The organism is Mesorhizobium yinganensis (genome assembly GCF_040081985.1).
Lineage (GTDB): Bacteria > Pseudomonadota > Alphaproteobacteria > Rhizobiales > Rhizobiaceae > Kumtagia > Kumtagia yinganensis.
Genome location: NZ_JBEBMH010000014.1, coordinates 27455 through 47249 on the forward strand (window position 1 = coordinate 27455; position 19795 = coordinate 47249).

General features: G+C 63.9%; 18 protein-coding genes and 1 tRNA gene. 8 read left to right on the forward strand and 11 right to left on the reverse strand.

Going from position 1 to position 19795, the window contains the following annotated elements:
• Positions 1–96 precede the first annotated feature (96 nt).
• Together ABMA59_RS22465 and ABMA59_RS22470 are read left to right on the forward strand one after the other, a co-directional pair.
• On the forward strand, positions 97–546 hold the full coding sequence (locus ABMA59_RS22465; RefSeq protein ID WP_349007624.1) for an OsmC family protein: 450 nt from the start codon (positions 97–99) through the stop codon (positions 544–546).
• An 11-nt stretch (positions 547–557) separates the two neighbouring features.
• Positions 558–1577, forward strand: coding sequence for an NADP-dependent oxidoreductase (locus tag ABMA59_RS22470; RefSeq protein ID WP_349007625.1), 1020 nt, complete (start codon positions 558–560; stop codon positions 1575–1577).
• Positions 1578–1598: 21 nt separating this feature from the next.
• Here ABMA59_RS22470 and ABMA59_RS22475 read toward each other — a convergent pair whose 3' ends face one another.
• The 3 genes from ABMA59_RS22475 to ABMA59_RS22485 form a co-directional block, all read right to left on the reverse strand.
• Positions 1599–2723 (reverse strand): DmpA family aminopeptidase, encoded by a 1125-nt coding sequence (locus ABMA59_RS22475; RefSeq protein WP_349007626.1) that lies wholly within the window; start codon positions 2721–2723, stop codon positions 1599–1601.
• A 103-nt stretch (positions 2724–2826) separates the two neighbouring features.
• Positions 2827–3846: a Tim44 domain-containing protein gene (locus tag ABMA59_RS22480; protein WP_349007627.1), complete on the reverse strand. Its 1020-nt coding sequence runs from the start codon at positions 3844–3846 to the stop codon at positions 2827–2829.
• 121 nt (positions 3847–3967) lie between these two features.
• Positions 3968–4288, reverse strand: coding sequence for a TFIIB-type zinc ribbon-containing protein (locus ABMA59_RS22485; RefSeq protein WP_349007762.1), 321 nt, complete (start codon positions 4286–4288; stop codon positions 3968–3970).
• A 436-nt stretch (positions 4289–4724) separates the two neighbouring features.
• On the opposite strand from ABMA59_RS22485, the gene ABMA59_RS22490 reads away from it, so the two are divergent.
• The 3 genes from ABMA59_RS22490 to ABMA59_RS22500 all read left to right on the forward strand — a co-directional run bounded on the left by ABMA59_RS22490 (position 4725) and on the right by ABMA59_RS22500 (position 8217).
• Positions 4725–5114: a hypothetical protein gene (locus ABMA59_RS22490; RefSeq protein ID WP_349007628.1), complete on the forward strand. Its 390-nt coding sequence runs from the start codon at positions 4725–4727 to the stop codon at positions 5112–5114.
• 101 nt (positions 5115–5215) lie between these two features.
• Positions 5216–7747 (forward strand): protein translocase subunit SecD, encoded by a 2532-nt coding sequence (gene secD, locus ABMA59_RS22495; RefSeq protein ID WP_349007629.1) that lies wholly within the window; start codon positions 5216–5218, stop codon positions 7745–7747.
• Between the two features lie 161 nt (positions 7748–7908).
• Positions 7909–8217 (forward strand): hypothetical protein, encoded by a 309-nt coding sequence (locus ABMA59_RS22500; RefSeq protein ID WP_349007630.1) that lies wholly within the window; start codon positions 7909–7911, stop codon positions 8215–8217.
• Between the two features lie 117 nt (positions 8218–8334).
• Here the strand turns inward: ABMA59_RS22500 and ABMA59_RS22505 are convergent, their stop codons facing one another.
• The 4 genes from ABMA59_RS22505 to cpdR all read right to left on the reverse strand — a co-directional run bounded on the left by ABMA59_RS22505 (position 8335) and on the right by cpdR (position 12731).
• Entirely contained in the window at positions 8335–10611 is a 2277-nt protein-coding gene (locus ABMA59_RS22505) for a hybrid sensor histidine kinase/response regulator (protein ID WP_349007631.1), read from the reverse strand.
• Between the two features lie 197 nt (positions 10612–10808).
• Positions 10809–11975, reverse strand: a complete 1167-nt coding sequence (locus ABMA59_RS22510) for a DUF930 domain-containing protein (protein WP_349007632.1) — start codon at positions 11973–11975, stop codon at positions 10809–10811.
• Positions 11976–12154: 179 nt separating this feature from the next.
• Positions 12155–12229 (reverse strand) — tRNA-Val (locus ABMA59_RS22515).
• A gap of 139 nt (positions 12230–12368) precedes the next feature.
• Complete coding sequence (gene cpdR, locus ABMA59_RS22520) at positions 12369–12731, reverse strand: cell cycle two-component system response regulator CpdR (protein ID WP_349007633.1); 363 nt, start codon at positions 12729–12731, stop codon at positions 12369–12371.
• A gap of 189 nt (positions 12732–12920) precedes the next feature.
• On the opposite strand from cpdR, the gene ABMA59_RS22525 reads away from it, so the two are divergent.
• A complete protein-coding gene (locus ABMA59_RS22525; protein ID WP_425475969.1) occupies positions 12921–13811 on the forward strand; it encodes an N-formylglutamate amidohydrolase in 891 nt (296 codons plus the stop codon).
• 267 nt (positions 13812–14078) lie between these two features.
• Entirely contained in the window at positions 14079–14855 is a 777-nt protein-coding gene (gene hisN / locus ABMA59_RS22530; RefSeq protein ID WP_349007634.1) for a histidinol-phosphatase, read from the forward strand.
• 16 nt (positions 14856–14871) lie between these two features.
• Here hisN and ABMA59_RS22535 read toward each other — a convergent pair whose 3' ends face one another.
• Positions 14872–15846, reverse strand: coding sequence for an alpha/beta fold hydrolase (locus ABMA59_RS22535; RefSeq protein ID WP_349007635.1), 975 nt, complete (start codon positions 15844–15846; stop codon positions 14872–14874).
• Between the two features lie 466 nt (positions 15847–16312).
• On the opposite strand from ABMA59_RS22535, the gene ABMA59_RS22540 reads away from it, so the two are divergent.
• The gene (locus ABMA59_RS22540) at positions 16313–16780 is read left to right on the forward strand and encodes an Hsp20 family protein (RefSeq protein WP_349007636.1); all 468 of its coding nucleotides are present in this window, start codon (positions 16313–16315) and stop codon (positions 16778–16780) included.
• A gap of 58 nt (positions 16781–16838) precedes the next feature.
• Here the strand turns inward: ABMA59_RS22540 and ABMA59_RS22545 are convergent, their stop codons facing one another.
• The 3 genes from ABMA59_RS22545 to ABMA59_RS22555 form a co-directional block, all read right to left on the reverse strand.
• Positions 16839–17234 (reverse strand): YybH family protein, encoded by a 396-nt coding sequence (locus tag ABMA59_RS22545; protein WP_349007637.1) that lies wholly within the window; start codon positions 17232–17234, stop codon positions 16839–16841.
• A 121-nt stretch (positions 17235–17355) separates the two neighbouring features.
• Positions 17356–18579 (reverse strand): MFS transporter, encoded by a 1224-nt coding sequence (locus ABMA59_RS22550; RefSeq protein WP_349007638.1) that lies wholly within the window; start codon positions 18577–18579, stop codon positions 17356–17358.
• A gap of 147 nt (positions 18580–18726) precedes the next feature.
• Positions 18727–19776 carry a threonine aldolase family protein gene (locus ABMA59_RS22555; protein WP_349007639.1) on the reverse strand — a complete coding sequence of 350 codons (1050 nt, stop codon included), beginning with the start codon at positions 19774–19776 and terminating at the stop codon, positions 18727–18729.
• Positions 19777–19795: the final 19 nt, after the last annotated feature.

A 19795-nucleotide genomic window follows, 5' to 3' on the forward strand; every position in this document is an offset into this window, starting at 1 on the left:
ATTCACCTGGAACGCCATCGATGGGCATTCTCCCGCGATCGCGCTAGAGTCGGGTCGAGGCGCATCGATACGCCGGAATTACAGGAGCCGCCCGCCATGGCCGCCGAAGCAAAACACCTGGCCCGTCCGACCGGCGCGACCGCAGTACTCAGCCCCCGGCAAAGCCCGCTGGTAAGCTCGGCCACCGGCGGCGAGATCACGCTGTCGTCGCATGTCAGCGCGCCGGGTTTTTCGCCCGTCGACCTGCTCTACGGCGCACTGGCGGGATGCCTGGTCATCAGCGCCCGGGCCGCTGCCGCCAAACTCGGCGTGCTGGATAGGCTCGGCGACATCGAAGCGAAAGTCACCGGCCGCAAGGCGGCGGACGGCCCGTCGCGGATCGAGGCGTTCAGCGTCGAGATCGAAATCGGCGGCGACCTCGACCCTGTCACCAAACATGCGATCGCCGAGGCGGCCGAAGGCGAGATTTGCACGGTCAGCAACACGCTGCGCGGGCATCCCTCGATCGAGGCGCTGCTCGTCGGCGACAATGCCATCCCGGCTTGAGGAGAAAATCCATGAGCGCCGAGGAAAACCTTCGCATCCTGCTCGCTTCGCGGCCGCATGGCCGTCCGACGCCCGCCGATTTTCATCTGGAGCGCACCGGCGTGCCGGAACCCGCCGAGGGGCAGGTGCTGCTCAAAATCCTCTACCTGTCGCTCGATCCCTACATGCGCGGCCGCATGAACGCGGCAAAATCCTATGCCAGGCCGGTGGAAATCGGCGAGGTCATGGAAGGCGGGACGGTGGCGCGTGTCGAGAAATCGCGGCATCCCGATTTTGCCGAAGGCGACATCGTGCTTTCCTATTCCGGCTGGCAGGGTTTTGCGCTTTCGGACGGGTCGGGTCTGCGCAAGCTCGATCCGAAGGCCGCTCCGGTCTCGACCGCGCTCGGCGTGCTCGGAATGCCGGGCTTCACCGCCTATGCCGGCCTCCTAACCATCGGCCGGCCGAAGCCTGGGGAGACCGTCGTGGTGGCGGCCGCCAGCGGCGCGGTCGGTTCGGCTGTCGGCCAGATCGCCCGCATCAAGGGCGCGCGGGCCGTCGGCATCGCCGGCGGGGCCGACAAATGCCGCTTCGTGCGCGACGAACTCGGTTTCGACGCCGTCGTCGACCATCGCGCGCCGGATTTTCCCGAGCAGTTGAAAGCGGCCTGCCCGGACGGCATCGATGTCTATTTCGAAAATGTCGGCGGCCCGGTCTGGGACGCCGTGTTTCCGCTGCTCAACGGATTCGCGCGCGTGCCGGTCTGTGGCCTGATCGCGCAATACAACAAGACCGAGCACGCCGGCGCCGACCGCTTGCCGGTGGTCATGCGCGAGGTGCTCACCCGAAGCCTGACGATCCGCGGCTTCATCCAGCACGAATTCGCAGACCAGCGCCGGGCCTTCTTCAAGGACGTGTCCGGATGGATCGCGGAGGGCCGCGTGCGCTATCGCGAGGACATCATCGACGGGCTGGAGAACGCGCCGGAAGCTTTCATCGGCCTGCTGGAGGGCAAAAATTTCGGAAAACTGATCATCCGGGTGACCGAATAGGCAAACCGCTGCCGGCGGTTTTTAACCCGCCGACGGAAATGTCTTCGCCAAAAATTCCTTCGGCAGTGCCGGGACAAAATTGCCGTCGCGGCCGGTCATGTCGTCATTGGCGACCAGGCTGTTCAGGATCGCCTCTTCGGTCGCGCGCACCACCGCGTCGAAGAACGGGTCGATGTCGGCGTCTGGCACATAGTCGGCCCGAGCAAGTCTTCCGGACGGCGCGGTGGCGGCCTCCGGATTGGCGGTGGAGAAGGCGAGAAAAATGTCGCCCGAGCTGTGATAGCCCAGCCCGCCGGTCATCGCCACGCCGAGCGGCACGCGCCGCGCTAGCCGCTTCAACTGATGCGGCAGCAGCGGCGCGTCGGTGGCGACGATGGCGATGATGGAGCCCTTTTCGGCGCGGGGCGCGCCCTCGACGACCGCCGGCTCGGCCAGGTCCGGGCCGCAATGCCGGCCGCGGATCGTGAGATTGCGGCGCTTGCCGAAATTCGATTGCACGAACACGCCGAGGGTGAATTTTCGGTCCTGCCATTCGACCAGCCGCGAGGCGGTGCCGGAGCCCGCCTTGAAGCCGAAGGTGATCATGCCGGTGCCGCCGCCGACGCTGCCTTCCTCGACCGGCCCGCTCGCCGCGCCGTCCAGCGCCTGCTCAACGTGCTCGAAGGTCACATGGTGACCGTTGATGTCGTTCAGGAATCCGTCATAGGTTTCCGCCGCGACCGGCAGGCCCCAGGCGCTCTCGATCGCTTCCGGCAGTGCCCTCGACAGCCAGCGCAGCGTGCCGTCGCGGGTCACGCCGCAGGAATGGGTGTTGGTGATGGTGATCGGAAAATTGAACGCGCCGACTTCCTCGATCAGATGCGAACCGGTCAACTCGCCATTGCCGTTGGCGCTGAAGATGCCTGCGAACACCGGTGTCGCGAGGTCTTTTATCGGCCTCGGCAGAATTGCGGTGACGCCGGTGCGAACCGGCCCTTCGCCTATCCTGAGCGCCCCGTCGCCGGAGTTGAGCGTGACGTAGCCCACCGAGACGTCCGGCACGTCGGTGATGGCGTTCCAGCGTCCCGCCTCGCCGGCGAAGGGAATGGTGAATGATCGCGCCCGAGGTTTTCCGGCGGGCGTCTTTAAATGGTGCTCGGCGGTCATTTCCACCCCCATGGATTCGCGCGATATCGGCGGATTCTATGCGGGAGCGCGGTTTCGCGCCATGCCCCCGCCGCAGCCGGCGAGGGTAAGAGAGTGATGTAGATTAGGCCTGGACTTCCTGGATCGCCGAAAGCTGCCAGTCGGTGCCGCGCCGGCGTGTGAAGGTCCACAGTTCGGTCGTCTCGGTCGGCTGTTCCGGGTCGCCCTCGACGACCTCGCTGGTGGCGCGATCGCGCATCACGTCGATCGATTCATAGCGCAGCGCGGCGGTCGCATAGTCACGGTCACCTTCGCGCCAGGCCTCGGCGATGTCGGCCTGCACCAGATGCACGTCCGACACGTCGTTGCGCACGCCGTTCTTGGCATTGTCGGCCAGTTCCTCCGAAAGGTAGGAAACCATTTCGGGCGTCACCAGCCTGCGCAGCGCGGCGTGATCCTCGCGTCCGAACGCTTCCTGAACCTCGGTCAGCCGCTGCTGGAACGTGTCGAGATCGTCCTGGTTCAGCTCGATCTCCTCCTCATCCACGGCTGCCGAAGCCCCGCCAGAACCCCCGCCGATGCGCGGAATCTGGAACGATCCGGCGCCTTCGGTTTGACGAACAGAATTGTCGCCTTGACCGAAGCCGCTGGCGTCATTGCGGCCGAAGCCGCCCGCCGGCCCGCCTGCCATTGCCTGAGCCGGCGAGCGCGACTGCTGCGAACGGAAGAAACGTATCGCCAGCAAGATCAGGCCGCCGATCAGCAAGGCCTGAATCAGAAGACCGAACATGCCGGCCAGTCCGCCAAACCCCTGGCCGAGCAGCAGGCCGATAAGACCGCCGATCAGCAGCCCGCGCATCAGCGAGCCGCCGAGGCCGTTCATGAAACCGGGCCGCTGCGGCTGCCTGGCCTGCGGCTGGCGGGCAGCCTGGCTGGTTCCGGTGTTCGGCGTCATCGAGCGCTCGACCGGCGCCGTCGGCTGCGGGGCCGTGCGGGTCGGCGGCGCCGACTGGAAGGTGCGCGTACCGCGGCTGCCGAAACTGCCGCCGCGCCGCGCCTCCGCATAGTCGACGCTGAACAGCGAAAACGCCATGAACAGGGCAGCTATCAACGCAAAGCCCCGGCCGGCCTTCGAATTCAACATTTCATTCCCTCCAAGATCACTGTTTTACCAAGGCGCCGCTATATGCGTCGCCGTGATGCCGTTTCGCCGGCAACCATCCGGAACGTTTTCGGTCCCAGAGCGCCGCTCAAAGTTGTACGGATCAGTCGAACAATTCCTCGAAGAACGACTTCTTCCGCTTGCGGTAGTGTCCGTGCGAGCGCCCTTCGTCATAGTCGCGCTCGTGGTGGTCACGATCATCGCGCCCACGATAGGGTTGTTGTTGAGGAACCTGCTGCGGCCGGGGCGGGTCGGAGGAAACCGCCTCGCGACCACTGCGCTCGACGATCTTGTCGAGTTCGCCACGGTCGAGCCACACGCCCCGGCAGTGCGGGCAATAGTCGATCTCGATGCCCTGGCGTTCGCTCATCACCAGCGCAACCCTGCAGGAGGGGCACACAAGACCTAGAATTTGCGACGTCATGCGGTTCTCCGTTGCTTTGGCGCCCGCTTTGATCGTCACAAGCCGGGCCCAAACAATACGGTCCGACATCGCTGCCGCTAAACGCATCAGCCAGAGGGGCCCGGTCCGCTGATGACATCTGGCAATCGTCCGGCCAAGATTCAAGCCCCTTGCGGACGGAATAACTACAAACGCTAACGTCTGGATGCTCTCACTCATGGGGCATTTTGGTGTCGCTGCCTTATACACGCGCTGTTGGAATGGCCCGCGTCCCGCCCAAGTACGAATTCCAGCAATGGGTAGCATTCCCTAGCCGCCCGGCGGAGCTTCACGCCAGGTCGAACGCCGTCGCCCGACCCAACGTCACCACATTTCTCATCCATCTGCGCCTTGCGGTGACGGGCGATTGGTGATCAACACATATGTATCGCGGCGGTCGCGAGGACTTTAAGGCGGCATGAACCGGGCCAGGTTATACGGGACGAAGGCGACAGGCTTCCTGTCGGCGCTCTTCCTGTATCTGGCGGCGGCGGTCGGCGGTGCCTACGGGCCGCTTTCCTCCGAGGCGACCTCCGCCGCATCGCAGTCGCGGACTGCGACCGGCGGCATGGATGCACGCGATCTGCGCGCCGCCAGCCATCTGCGGCCAGCCGTTTCCTTCGAGAGCCGCGAACTCAGTGCCGCCGTGCCGCAAGGCGACGGCAATGCCAAGGCGGTTCTGCCTCCCGTTCTCAAAAGCCTTCCGGAAGTTGTCGCCGAAATCGGCGATGCCGCGGCTGCGTCCGTGCCGCTCTCCGCTGCGCCGCCGCATGCCTATGCTGCGCGTGCGCCTCCTATCCTGTCCTGATCAGCCCTGAACGGCGCTGCTCGTGTGGAGCGGCGTTTTTGAAACAGCTTTCGTCCGTGCGCGAAAATGCGTCGGCGATGGCCCGTCATGGTATCAGAACAATGCGAACACCCCGTTGGTTGGTGGCGACCTATGCCATCATCGTCTTGGCCGGCATTCTTGTCGCGCTCCCAAATCTCTTCACCCAGCAACAATTGGCAGCCCTGCCGAGCTGGCTTCCTCATAAACAGGTAACCCTCGGCCTCGATCTGCAGGGCGGATCGCACCTCGTGCTCGAGGTCGACGCCGACGCCGTCCGCAAAGACCGGCTGCGTGCGCTGCTCGACCAGGCGCGCGACGCGCTGCGCAAGGACCGCGTCCAGTCGCAGTCGGTGCGGCTGGTTGGCGATTCCATCGTCGCCGTCGTGCCCGACGAGACGCAGCGCGCCAAGGCGCTGGACATCCTCAAGGGCCTGTCCCAGCCGGTTGGCGGGCTTGCTTTCGGCGCGGGCCGCGCCGACATCGACGTCGTTGCCACGGACAACCAGATAAAGCTCACCCCGACCGAAGCCGGCCTGAACGCCCGGCTCGACTCGGCCATCCAGCAGAGCTTGGAGATCGTGCGCCAGCGCGTCGACCAGGTCGGCGTCGCCGAGCCGACGATCCAGCGCGTCGGCTCCGACCGCATGCTCGTCCAGCTTCCCGGCCTGCAGGACCCGACGCGGCTGCGTGAGTTGCTCGGCAGCACGGCGAAGATGACCTTCCACATGGTCGCCAATGTGCAGCAGGGCGACCGCCTGCCGCCGGGCGTGTCGATGCTTCCAGACGCCAAGTCCGGCCAGACCTATGCCATCGAGGACCGGGTGGCGCTCGACGGCGAAAGGCTGACCGACGCGCGCGCCGGCTTCGACCAGCGCACGCAGGAGCCCATCGTTTCCTTCCGCTTCGACAGCCTCGGCGCGCGGCAGTTCGCCGAGATCACCAGCGCCAATGTCGGGCGGCCCTTCGCCATCGTGCTCGACGGAAAAGTGCTGTCCGCGCCGGTCATCCGCGAGCCGATCACCGGCGGTTCGGGCCAGATCAGCGGCAGCTTCAAGGTCGAAGACACGGTCGTGTTGTCGGCGCTGCTGCGCGCCGGAGCGCTGCCCGCGCCGCTCACCGTCATCGAGGAACGCACCGTCGGTCCGGATCTCGGCGGCGACGTCATCAAGATGGGCATCTATACCGGCATCGCCGGCTTCGTCGCGGTCGTGCTGTTCATGGTGGCGCTCTACGGCGCCTGGGGCATGATCGCCAATTTCGCGCTGCTGCTGCACCTGATCCTGACCTTCAGCGCGCTGACGCTGATCGGCGGCACGCTGACCTTGCCCGGCATCGCCGGTATCATCCTCGGCATCGGCTTCGGCGTCGACGCCAACATTTTGATCAACGAGCGGATACGCGAGGAGACACGGCGAGGGCTGGGAGCCTTCGCCGCGCTCGACAATGGTTTCAAGCGTGCCTATTCGACCATCGTCGACGCCAACGTCACCTCGCTGATCGCCACCAGCCTGCTGTTCATGTTCGGCTCCGGCCCGGTTCGCGGTTTTGCGCTGACCATGATGATCGGCACGGTGCTGTCGATGTTCACGGCGGTGGCGGTCGTGCGCGTGCTGATGACCGAGGTCGTGCGCCGACGGAAGCTGAAGACCATCCGCGTCGAGCCACTGGTCCATTTCTTCCCGGAAAAGACCTCGTTCCGCTTCATGAATGGCCGCTTCCTCGGCATAGGGCTGTCGGCCTTGTTGTCGCTGGCCTCGATCGGCCTGTTCATAATGCCGGGCCTCAACTACGGCATCGACTTCAAGGGTGGCATCCAGGTCGAGATCACCAGTTCACAGCCAACCGACCTTGCCGTTCTGCGCAGCACGCTGAGCGATCTCAAGCTCGGCGAGATCGCGCTGCAGAATATCGGCGACAGCGAGCACGTGCTGATCCGCGTGCAGCGCCAGGAGGGGGGCGAGCAGGCGCAGACGACCGCCGTCACCGCAGTGAAGGCGGCTGTCCAGAAGCTCGATCCGGGCGTAAAATTCGAACGCACCGAGGTGGTTGGGCCGAAGGTCAGCGGCGAACTGGCGCAGTCGGGCGTTCTGGCCGTGGTCTTCGCGGCGGCGGCGATGCTGCTCTACATCTGGTGGCGGTTCGAGTGGAATTTCGCCATCGGCGCCATTGCCACGCTGATCCTCGACACCACCAAGACGATCGGCTTTTTCGCGCTGCTCGGCCTGGACTTCAACCTGACGGCGATTGCCGCGCTGCTGACCATTATCGGCTACTCGGTGAACGACAAGGTGGTGGTCTACGACCGCATGCGCGAGAATCTCAGGCTCTACAAGAAGATGCCGTTGCGCGAACTGATCGACATGAGCATCAACCAGGTGTTCGCGCGCTGCATCTACACCTCGGTGGCAATCCTGCTGTCGATGCTGCCCATGGCGATCTGGGGCGGCAGCGCGGTGGAGAATTTCGCCATCCCGATGGTGTTCGGCGTCGTAGTCGCGACCACCTCGTCGATCTTCATCGCCGCGCCGATCCTGCTGCTGCTGGGCGACTGGTGGAAGCGCCGACACGTGCAGGGCAACGAGCCGACCGGAGTGACGCCGGTCAAGGCCTGACCGGTCTTGAAGTTCGGAGCCGCTTCTTGCGGCTCCGGACGGGTCTGCAAGCAAATGAGGTCGCTTGCGTTTCCCGGCTGAACGGTACCGGCTCAGTCCTGCACTACCGATCGGGCGCGTGAGCGCGTATGATCGTGGCTCCCTAACCGGGAGGTGCGTCATTGGACTTCAAAACCTTCAAGGATTCGATCGCTGAACCGCAACCCCCGGCCGGCTTGACGGCGGCGCTCGAAGGGTTGTGGTGGGACGCCAAGGGCGACTGGGACAAGGCGCATGAGTGCGCGCAGGAGCGCGACGACGGCGCGGGAATGCACGTGCACGCCTACCTGCACCGCAAGGAAGGCGACCCCTCGAATGCAGGCTACTGGTATCGCCGGGCCGGTGCGCCCCCATCGACGCTCACGCTCGAAGCGGAATGGGAAGAATTGGCGCGCGCGCTGCTGGCGCAGGCTGGGCCGCGTGGTGCTTGAGAAGGCTGCTGTCCGTTCAACGGCTTTCGGATTCGCAGCCGCCGGCTATAGCGTAACTCGCGCATATATTCTGCTGGCGGACTTCCATTGACCATATCGGCGGAACGAACGCGACGGCTATTTGCGGGCGGACGAAGCAAGCGCTGCGATGGCTTGGCGCAGTGTCTCGCGTGAGAACGGCTTTTCGACGACCGGCCGGCCTGCGCGTTGAAGGAAACGCGCGGCGGAGTTGCCGAGCGTGTCGCCGGTGACGAAGACGAAACGGTCGGCTGCTTGTGGCACCGTCTCGACCACCCAATCATATAGAGCGGGGCCGTCCGTGTGCGGCATTCTCAGGTCGCAGAAAATCGCGTCGAAAGCGGTCGCGGTCAGGGCCTGCTTGGCGCCGGCGCCGTCCACGACGCTTGTGACCGAAAACCCTTCGGCCTCCAGGAACAGCGCGACCATCTCCGCCACATCCGGTTCGTCGTCCACGACAAGGGCGGTGCGGCCGACGCCGCCTTTCTCATGCTGCGTTTCGCCTCCATCGGGTTGGGCGACGATGCTTCCGGTTTCAACCGGCAGCCGCAGGCGGAAATGCGCCCCCTCTGAATTGTCGAGTAGCTCCAGCCTGCCATTGTGAGCCTGGACGACGCCCAGCGAAAACGCCAGTCCGATGCCCGTGCCGACGCCCTGGGGTTTTGTCGTGAAGAACGGATCGAATATGCGGCTGCGGATGTCCTGCGGCACTCCCGGCCCGTTGTCGGAGAGAAGGATCTCGATCTCTTTGCCGATCAGCGCCGTCTCGACCGTGATCCGCCGCGGCTCGGGAATTTCCTGCAGCGCCTGCTGGGCGTTGACGACAAGGTTGAAGAGCACCTGATGCATCTGGTCGGGATCGACCTGAAGCGGTGGGAGTCCATCGGCGAGTTTGGCGCTGACTTCAATGCCGGCCGTGCGAAGGCCATAGTTTGCGATGTCGAGGGCGGCGCGGATCAGGTCGTTGGCGTCGACGCTGCGGCGCTCGGGAGCACGTTCGCGCGCCATGGCAAGGAACGTGCGTACGATGCGGGCGCAGCGTTCCGCCGCGCGCTTTATTCTCGCCGCGCGATCGGCGTGCTCCGTGCCTGCCAGGAGTTCCTCCAGCACCAGCGCCTGCCCGACCATAACCGCCAGCGGGTTGTTGAGTTCGTGGGAGACACCGGCAAGCAGCGAGCCGAGGGCATTGAGCCGCTCGCTCTGGGCCAGCGCCTCGCGCGAGCGCGTCAGCGCGGCCTCGGCCGCCTTGGTCGCGGTAAGGTCGAGAATGCTGCCGACGATGACCTGCCGGCCGTCCATCTCGACATGACGCCAACTGAGCGCGGCCGGGAATACCGATCCGTCGAGGCGGCGGAAATCCGCCTCGACGCCGTCGACGCGAGCCAGTTCGCGCGACATCGCATTGATGCGGCGATAATCTTCGCGGGTGGCGAACCAGCGGTGCTCCAGGAACCGCTGCTCATCGTCGGCGCCGACCCCCATCATCTCGCGAAATGCCGGATTAGCGACGATCAACTGGTTGCGCTCATCGATGAAGACGACCGGAACCGGATGGTAGTGGGTCACGGCACGGAAGCGCCTTTCGCTATCCGCCAGCCGCTCGGCGGATCGCTTGAGTTCGGTGATGTCGATGTCGAAGCCGCCGATCCGCGCCTTTTGCTGATCTTCCCACACCGGGAAACGCACCACCAGGCTCCAGGCATAGTCGACGGCCTCGCTCAGAAATTCCTCGACGGCTATTGCCTGCCCGGTCTCGAGGACGCGCCGGTCGTTCTCGGCGATCATGGCTGCTTCTTCGTTGCCGAATATGTCGGCGGCCGAAAGTCCCAGCGCCTCTTCGGCCGGCCGGCCGAAAACTTTCGCCATTTCAGGGTTGGCCATCAGGTAGTGGCCGTCGATGTCCTTCAGATACATCCCGATCGGCGCGTGCCGCATGAACGCTTCCAGCCGCGCCTGGCTGGCAAGCAGGGCGGCGTCCGCGGCGCGGCGCTCGGAGAGATCGCGCAGACTCGCGGTGAAGAGTCGCCGGTTGCCGCTCCAGGACTCCGTTATCGCAAGCTCCACCGGAATCTCGCTGCCATCGGCGCGCATCGCCGTCTGCTCCACACGACGGCCTATCAGGCGCGGGACGCCGCCCGCCAGATAGGCGGCGTGGCCGAGCGTATGCGCGCCGCGCAAACGCGGCGGGATGATCAATTCGGAAATCTGGGTTCCGATGGCGATGGCTCGCGGGTAGCCGAATGTCGATTCGGCAGCCGGGTTGAACTCCACGACGCGGCCGGTCTCGTCGGTGACGATTATGCAGTCCAGCGAGGATTTGATCACCGACGCGAGAATCGCGTCGGCGGAAGGGACCGAGCCGTCAAACTGTCCCAAGTGATTCCTCCTCGAAAGCTCCCGCGTGCCGAGCTATGGCTTCAACGCAGTTCGTATCTCGCAGGGCCTGTCAGCCTGGCTGGACCCGCGAGCGATCCGGGAATTGCGGGGATTATGTCCGCCATGCCCGGCTATCCCAGTTACACATCCGGGCGGCAGAGAGGCAAGCGGCTGCGCGGGGGTCGCCCTGCGTTCCGCTAGGGAATTGGTAGCCCGAGGCTTGCCCATTCGGCAGACGGGATCACCGTTCCAACGCCAAAGGTGATGGACAGCACCCTCGTCGCACCGCTGTCGACCTCGCACCGGAAACTCAGCCTGTACCAAGTTGTTCGCGTGCGGAAGGCGGCGTCTGCGACGTTGACCACATTGCCCGACCTTAGCGGAATAAGCGGCACCAGTTCAGGAAAATACGAGGCGTCCAGCAGTTGCTGTTGCAATGCGCTGGCGCAGAGTCTGGCAATCCGCTTGTCGCGAGGCAAGCCCGACATCGAGGTCGTTGCCAGCGCATCGCCGGTAGCGCCTTGTGAATAGAGCTTGCGCACACCCGGCAGGCCCGAATAGCTCTGCGATCTGGCAACAGACACCTCCGCAGATTGCGAGGCCCTGGCGTTCCGGCTTTCCGACCTCGAAGCCTTTGCATAGCTGCGCTTCGGCGCGTTCGCTGGCCTGGGTTGCGGTATTCCGACCGAGACGGGGAGCGCGATCTCACCATCGCCACCGGCGGCCTCCAGTGGCGCGGGCATGGTGCCCGCCGGCTTGTCGGTGTCATGCGCTGAGGCTTCTTGTCTGTTTGCCTCCACGTCTTTCATATTTCGCGTGGTGTCGGCATCCTTCGCCGCGGTTGCCTGCGTGTCCGCGGCCTTAGCCGAGTCCGGCGGCTCGGCGGCTGGCGACGAGGCTGGTCTGCTGGCTTCGTCTTTCGTTGTGACAGATGGCTTTGCATCGTCTTTCGCGGGTGACGGCGAACTGTCTTGAGCGCTGCGCCCATCCGGAGATTTCCTGGGACCGGAATCCTTCTCGCCGAACTGGAAGACAGGCTTCAGGACTTCGATCGGCAGTCGCCTCGGCGGTTGCTTCGCCGGCGCGGGCGGCTCTTCAACCTTCGGTTTCGGCTTTTCCTCGATTGGGGTGGGCGGCGGCGGCGGAGGTTTCGGCTTTGATTGATCGGGCGGAGGGACGAGCTCGACATTCACCACTTGCTCCTCCTGCGGCCGGAAGGCAGGTGTGGACAGGCCGTAGAACAAGAGCGCGACGATGAGCCCATGCACGATCAGCGATGCGGGAAGTGCCCACAGAAAGTTTCGACGCTGGTCCTGTGTTTCGTCCCTCATTCCCACCGATTTGGAACGAAATAGCGGCAGCATCAAGCGTGGGCGACGATAGATGTTCGGTGGATAACTGGAGGGCGGCGATCCGATCGGGCGATGCACTCCCCCAAAGCAGCGATCGGGCAATGCATTGATGCTGGATGCAGATGTCTGGACGCCGCAGCCAAATCTGTTTCAAGCTGCATACGCAGCTCAGCTTAAGCCCTTGATTCGAATGGTGGGCGTGACAGGGATTGAACCTGTGACCCCTACGATGTCAACGTAGTGCTCTCCCGCTGAGCTACACGCCCATCCGAATGCGCCGCATACACCATTTTTGGTCCGGCGCGTCAATAGCGGCCCGTTGGCCTATTTTTCCGGAAACCGTCCTTGTGGCCGTTTGTCGCGCGATCGTTGTTCGGCCGGGGAAACATGCCGTTGCGGCAGGTGCTATGCCGCCTGCAGCATCTTTTCGACCTCGTTGACGAGGTCGCGCAGGTGGAATGGCTTCGACAGGATTTTCGCGTCCCTGGGTGCCTTGGAATCGGGGTTGAGCGCCACGGCGGCGAAGCCGGTGATGAACATCACCTTCAGGTCCGGGTCGATTTCGGTGGCGCGGCGGGCAAGCTCGATGCCGTCCATCTCGGGCATGACGATGTCGGTCAGGAGCAGCGAGAAAGGCTCTTCGCGCAGCCTCTCATAGGCGCTGGCGCCATTGTCGAAATCGCTGACGTCGTATCCCGCCCGCTCCAGCGCCTTGACCAGAAACCGGCGCATGTCGTTGTCGTCTTCCGCGAGAAGAATGCGTGCCATTTGTCCCGTCCCAATCGGATCGCCGCGCAGCCAAGGCCGCCCGTTAACCATTTCTGTATATGAAGTGCAGGGGGTAAATATCAAGTGAATGCTACCGTTTCGGCGTACGCGCCAAAGCTGGACATGGGCGGCGCCAAATGGCAGTTTCGCAGGCATGGTACATGCAGTTCAGGGTTTGGGGCAGTGGACGTGACGGCGGCCGACGATTTCTCCAGCGTCGCCCCTTTCGAGATTCGCTCGACCGCAGAGCAGCGCGTACCCTTCGTGTTCAGTTCGCCGCATAGTGGCCGCCACTATCCCGAACGTTTTTTGGCGATGACGCGGCTGGACGCGCTGGCCATCCGCCGGTCCGAGGACAGTTATGTGGACGAGCTTTTCTCCGGCGCGGTGGCGCTCGGCGCGCCGATGCTCGCCGCAAATTTTCCCCGCGCCTATATCGACGTCAATCGCGAGCCGTGGGAACTCGACCCGCGCATGTTCCACGATCCCGTGCCGTCCTTTGCCAATATCCGCTCGGCTCGGGTCGCGGGCGGGCTGGGCACGATCCCGAAACTGGTCGGGGAGGGGCTCGACATTTACCCGTCGCGGCTGCCGCTGACCGAGGCCATCGAGCGCATAGACGGCATCTACAAGCCTTATCACGAGACACTGAAACGCATGCTGATGCGCACCCATGCGCAGTTCGGATATGCCGTGCTCATCGACTGCCACTCCATGCCGGCCTCCATCCGTGTCGGCGACAATGGCATGCGCCCGGACTTCATCGTCGGCGACCGTTTTGGCGCGTCTGCTTCCGCCGGCGTCGTGGAAAACGTGATCTCGCTGCTGTCGGCAAAGGGTTATACCGTCGCCCACAACAAGCCGTATGCTGGTGGTTTCATTACCGAGCATTATGGACGCCCTGTGCGGGGGCTGCATGCCGTGCAGATCGAGATCAATCGCGGGCTTTATATGAACGAACGCACGTTCCAGAAGTCAGCCGGCTTCGAGGCCCTGGCCCACGATCTCACGGGTTTTTCCGCCGACCTGATGTCGCTGCCGGACCATGTCTTCGTCGGACTGCCGCTGGCAGCCGAATAAACATCAGGCCAAGGCGGAAGGCGACCTGTTCGCGGGTCAAAAAAAACCGCGTTGTTCGCACAACGCGGTTCGAGTCTAGGGAGGAAACGCCCAAGGAGGGCATGAACAGGAAACCTGTTCGAGATTGAGGATATTGTGCATCGCACAAATGTCAAGCGACCATGACAGATTCTTAAATGAGAATGATGTTTTTATCGGCACGCGCCCTTCTTTGTGACATTCCTGCAACAAATCACTGAGCGATTCGCAAGAAAGGACCTTCCTCCCGTGACCGTTTCCGCAGAATTCCTGCGCAAGATCGCGCGTGCCGCAGCGGCAGAGACGTTGCCGCGATTCCGCAGCCAGGGCGCCGTCTCCAACAAGCAGGCCGGCGGTTTCGATCCGGTGACGGAGGCCGACCAGGAGGCGGAACGTGTCATCCGCGGCCTCATCCGGGCCGAATATCCTGGCCATGGCATACTCGGCGAGGAGCATGGGGCGGAAAACGTTTCCAGCCCTCATCGCTGGATCATCGATCCGATCGATGGCACCCGCGCCTTCATCTCCGGCATCCCGGTCTGGGGCACGCTTGTCGGCCTGACGGTAGACGGAAAGGCGACGGCAGGCATGATGTCCCAGCCCTTTACTGGCGAGCTTTTCTACACGACGGGCGAAGGTGCCTTCTACGAGGGGCCGGGGGGCGACCGCCGGCTAACGGCGCGCAAGACAACGGATCTTTCGGACGCGATCCACTTCACCACCACGCCGGCCCTGTTCAAAGGCCCCGCCATGCGCGCCAAATACGAACGGCTGGAAGGCGCCGTGCGTTTGTCGCGCTACGGCACCGACTGCTACGCCTTCGCCATGGTGGCGGCAGGGCAGGTGGATATTGTCACCGATCCCGGCCTGAAATCTTATGATATCGCGGCGTTGATCCCGATCATCGAACAAGCCGGCGGCGTGGTGACGACCTTCGACGGGGGCAGGGCCGAGGGCGGCGGCGACATCATCGCCGCGGCCACGCCCGAACTGCATGCCGCAGCCTGCGCGTTGCTTGCGGGGTAGGCGCGAACCTCGAAACTTAGGCATTCGACTTTTCGGCCGCCTCGACATCGGAACCGGGCACGAAGGCGTTGAAGGCCGCCAGCAGTTGTTCGCGGTAAAGGTCGGCTTCCTGCAGGATCTCGTGGCGCGCGCCGTCGATGGTAATCAGTGAGGCCGTCTTCAGGCGGCGCGCGTACTCCTCCACTGCCTGTGTCGAAACCACTTCGTCCGCCCCGGCGGCGATGAACAGCGTGGGAATTTTGAAGCCGGCGATGAAGGCGAGGTCCTGGACCTTTTCCGACGCGATGCAGGCGGCGCGAACCCAGGAAACGGTAGGCCCGCCCAGCGCCAGCCCGGGATGGGTCTGGTAGAGCAAGGTGTTGCGCTGGAAGCGCGCCTGGTCGGTGGTCAGCTTGTTCGTCGCGAACGCGGGCAATCCGGGTTTTCGCTTGCCGCCATAAGCATAGATGCGCCGAATGCCAATCCAGTAGAACAGGTTCATCAGCCGCTTGATGTTTTTTGTCGACAGCGGCAGGCCGCTGGCGCCGAGAAACGGCGCGACCAGCACCATGCGCCGCACTTGGCCGGCAAAAGACGGCGCGGCGAGCAGGGCGATCAGCGAGCCGGTCGAATGGCCCAGAACAAAATAGGGGCCGGGGCAGTCGCGTTGCACGATCTCGGCAAAGAACTGCCTGAGGTCCGTGACATAGTCGTCGAAGCTGACGACGTGCCCGGGCATCGGGTTGCGGATAAGCCGATCGGATGCTCCCTGGCCGCGCCAGTCCATGATGGCGCTGCCCAGCCCCTTGCCGGCCAGATCGCGAATGGTCTCGAAATATTTTTCGATGCATTCGTTGCGGCCGGTGAGGATAATAACAGTCCCCCGCGAGGGCCCGTCATCCGGCGCGAAGCAGGCGTAGCGCAGACGAAAACCGTCCGGTGCCTTCAGGTAATCTCCCGTCGCATTGTTCGGAACGGGATTGCCGGGAATCTCGAAGAAGAAATCGTTCATCGGAGGAAAGCGGGCCGCGGCGAATTGCTCGTATTTGGAAACTAGGACGCTAGCGGCGATTTGCAAAGAAATTGCCTGTGACGTGACCGTAGTTCCGTGAGACCGACCGCGCCGGCCAAAATGGAGCAGGCCGGAAGCCGCTTCGCGAACTTCCGGCCTCTGTCGAGCCGGGAGGAAGGGACGTTACACCCGGTTCGGCTCCTTGGCGTTGCGCCGAGACGCATCGCTTTGCCTAGATGCGAGACAAACCTAGCCGATCCTTGCTGAACGCAGGCCGAAGGCAGGGTTCATCCGCCGTTCATCGGTAGAATGATGCCGGCTCTCGAAAATTCCTTGAAATGCCGAATTCGCCCACCCAGATATTTCCTGCGGTCGCCAATCAAGGGGCCGCTGGTCCATGCGAAAGGCCGAAGACGGGTTTCGCGACGGATCACACGCCAAGTGTTGCTCAACTGGAGAACAAACCATGCGTCACGTCGATTTTTCCCCTCTCTATCGTTCCACCGTCGGCTTCGACCGGCTCTTCACCATGCTGGATTCGCTTGGCCAGCCCGAGAACGGCACCACCTATCCGCCCTACAATATCGAGCGGACCGGTGAGGATTCCTATCGCATCTCCATGGCGGTCGCCGGCTTCTCCGACAGCGAGATCGACATCCAGTCGCATCGCAACGTGCTCAGCGTGAAGGGCGAGCGCAAGGAAGAGACCAATGGCGAAGGCAGCGAAGTGATCTATCGCGGCATTGCCGCCCGCTCGTTCGAGCGACGCTTCCAGCTTGCCGACCACGTCGAGGTCACTGGTGCCACCCTCAAGAACGGCCTTCTGCACATCGAACTGAAGCGCAACGTTCCCGAGGAGTTGAAGCCGCGCAAGATTGCGATCGCGAACAACTCGGCGAAGGCCAAGCAGATCGAGGCGAACGCCGTCAACTAACCCGGCAGCGCATCCTCCCGCGAGCGGCGCCTTGTGGCGCCGCTTTGCGTTTGGGAGCTTACTGTTCCGATTTCAGCATGTCGGCGTGGCGGTGAACCAGCTTCCATTCGCCGTCCTCGCGGCGGAACAGTTCGGTGACGCGCAGGTCCACCGGCACCGAACGGCCGTTGAGTTCGACGATCGCCCGTTGCAGGCCGCTCCAGTAAGCGATGTCGCCGCCCTCGGCTGCCTGGTAGACCTCGAACTGGCTCTCGCCGTCCTTGCCGAACTGCGTCGCGCCCGCCTCATAGGCCTGCCGCACCGGCTCCGGTCCGCGCACGGCCTTGCCGTCCGGGCCGAAGAAACCCGCCGGCTTGCGCACCGTGCTGAGCGCCAGCACGGCGTCGCCTTCGCCGCGGCAATAAGCGCTGGCGGCACTTTCACGCTGCTTCATGAATTCGCTGAATCTTGTCATGCTGGCACTCCTCTGCTTTCCATGGAAGGCAGTTAGGGCCTGCTTGTTCCCATCCTCAACGGCGGAGGCCGGCGACTGGTGACAGTTCTGGCAGGAGCACGCCCGGCAAACGCCCAGCGGGTCAGCGCCGGTGCGACAAGGAACCCGACAAGAACAGCCCGGCAGCCGCCGAGACGAAGGCCAGCAGGGCAAGGCCAAGACCGGCATCCCGGAAGGTCGTGGCGTAACCCAACGCCTCGATCCAGGGCTGGCTGGCGAAGGGCGAGGAAAAATGCCCGAGGAACATGCTCGCGGCCACCGTGCCGGCCACGCGTCCGCGCGTCGACGGGGTGGCGACGGATATCGCCGCCGACATGAGGTTCGGCATGGCTATCCCGAGGCCAGCGCCGCAGATCGCCATGGCGGCCAGGATCGAAATCATTGTCCCGGAGACCGATACCAGCAGGAAACCCAGCGCCATCAGCGTCAGGCCAATGGCGAAGATGGCCGAGATGCCGAACGATACGCGCAGCCGTCCATAGAAGAGCGCGGTGCCTGCCATCACCAGATTGTGCAGCCCGAGCGCGAGGCCGGCGCTGCTCGGCGCCACCGTTCCGATCGCGCGCAAGTAAAAGGGCAACTGCGACGGCACAACGTAGAAGGAGAGGTTGATGAGGAAGGAGAGCAGGCAAAGCGCCGCGACCGGCAGCCAGTGCGCCTGCGCGTCCGTCCGCCCGGTCGCCGCCGGTGCGGATGCTGCGAACCGTCTCGGCTCGTTCAGAAACAGGATGACCGCCGGAACCATGGCAAAAGCCAGCGCATAGACTGCGAAGGGCGCACGCCAATGGAAATCAGCTAGCATGCCGCCGCCGAGCACGAAGACGACGCCGCCGAGCCCGGTGAAGGCCTGCTGCAGGCCGAGATAACGCTCTCGCTCCTGGCCGGCGAAATAGTCGCCGACCAGCGCCGTGACGAGTGTCATGATGCCGCCGATGGCGATGCCGAGCGCGGCGCGTCCCACAAGCAGAACCGGCAGGCTGTCGGCAAACAGGCCGGAAACGCCGGAAATGCCGTAGAGCAGGATGGACGCGACCAGCAGGGACAGGCGTCCATAGCGGTCGGCAAGGCTGCCGATGAGCGGCGCGCAGAAGGCGACGAACAGCGCCGGCAGTGTGAGCACCATGCGGCTGAGCAACTGGACATTGTCGACATTGGCGAAGGCGGCTTCGATCGCCGGCAGCGAGGGCGAGATGGTCGTACCGGCCATAATCGTCAGAGTGGCAGCAAAGAGAAGCGTCGCCTTGCGCCCGAAGCCGGGCCGGCCTTTTGCATGCAAGCCCTGCGCGGCCGATTCTGCTGAAGTCACGCTGCTTCTCCGTTGCCTCTGGTCGATCGATGAGAGACAGGCGCGCTTGCGCGGGCCGATTCCATGTTCGACGCTAATTCCTCAAGGTAAGTTGAGGTCAATAGCCTCCGCCAGAGTTTGCAAGTGCTTCATGATCGGGCGGAGTTCCTAGCCGATCAACGTCGCGAACCTGTCCACCTCCTCCGGCATCGTGGCGAAGCTGGTGACCAGCCGGCACAGCGTCTCGTCCGCGCCGATCGGATCGGCAAAACCGTGCGGGGGGCGCCAGTCGTAGAAGGACGCGCCGGCGGCGAGCACCTTGGCCATCGCATCTTTCCTGATAATCGGAAACACTTCGTTGGCCTGCGGTTCCCACGCGAGCCTTGCGTTTTCGGAACTCCGGAAAACGTCCGCCAACCGGGCAGCCATCGCATTGGCATGTGCGGCCGTTTCCAGCCACAGCCCATCGGCGAAATAGGCTTCGAACTGCGCGGCGATGAAGCGGGATTTGGAAAAGAGTTGCGCGGCGCGTTTGCGGATGAACGCAAATTCCTCGGCCTTCGACGTGTCAAATAGGACAACCGCCTCGGCGCACCAGCAGCCGTTCTTGGTTCCGCCAAAAGAGAGAAGGTCGACCCCACGTTTCCAGGTCATCTCGGCCGGCGTGGCTCTCAGCGCAACCAGTGCGTTGGCGAAGCGCGCGCCGTCCATATGCAGCGGCAGGCCGTATTTTTTCGTGACGGCGGAGATATTAGCGATGTCGTCCAGCGAATAGACGGTCCCTGTCTCCGTCGCCTGGGTGATGGTGGCGGCGATCGGCCGGCCGGAATGCACCACCGCCGGCACAAAGCGGCCGATGGCGCGATCGAGATTGTCGGCGGTCATGCGGCCTGTCGGGCCATCGACAGCGAAGAGCCGCGACCCGCCGGAGAAATACTCAGGCGCACCACATTCATCGTCCATCACATGTGCTTCGCGATGGCAGAACGAAATGCCGCCGGGGCGATTGAACAGTGTGAGCGACAGCGAATTCGCCGCCGTGCCGGTACCGACGAAAAAAACCTCGACCTCGCGCTCGAAAATCTCGTTGAATTTTTCGGCGACCTTTCTGTCCAGAGCGCCGTTGCCGTAGGCGGCATCATAGCCGGAGGCATGGTGCGCAAGGCGTTCGGCCACCTTGGGATGGGCGCCGGCCCAATTGTCGGAGGAGAAGTACATAAGGGGTCCGTGAGTTCGT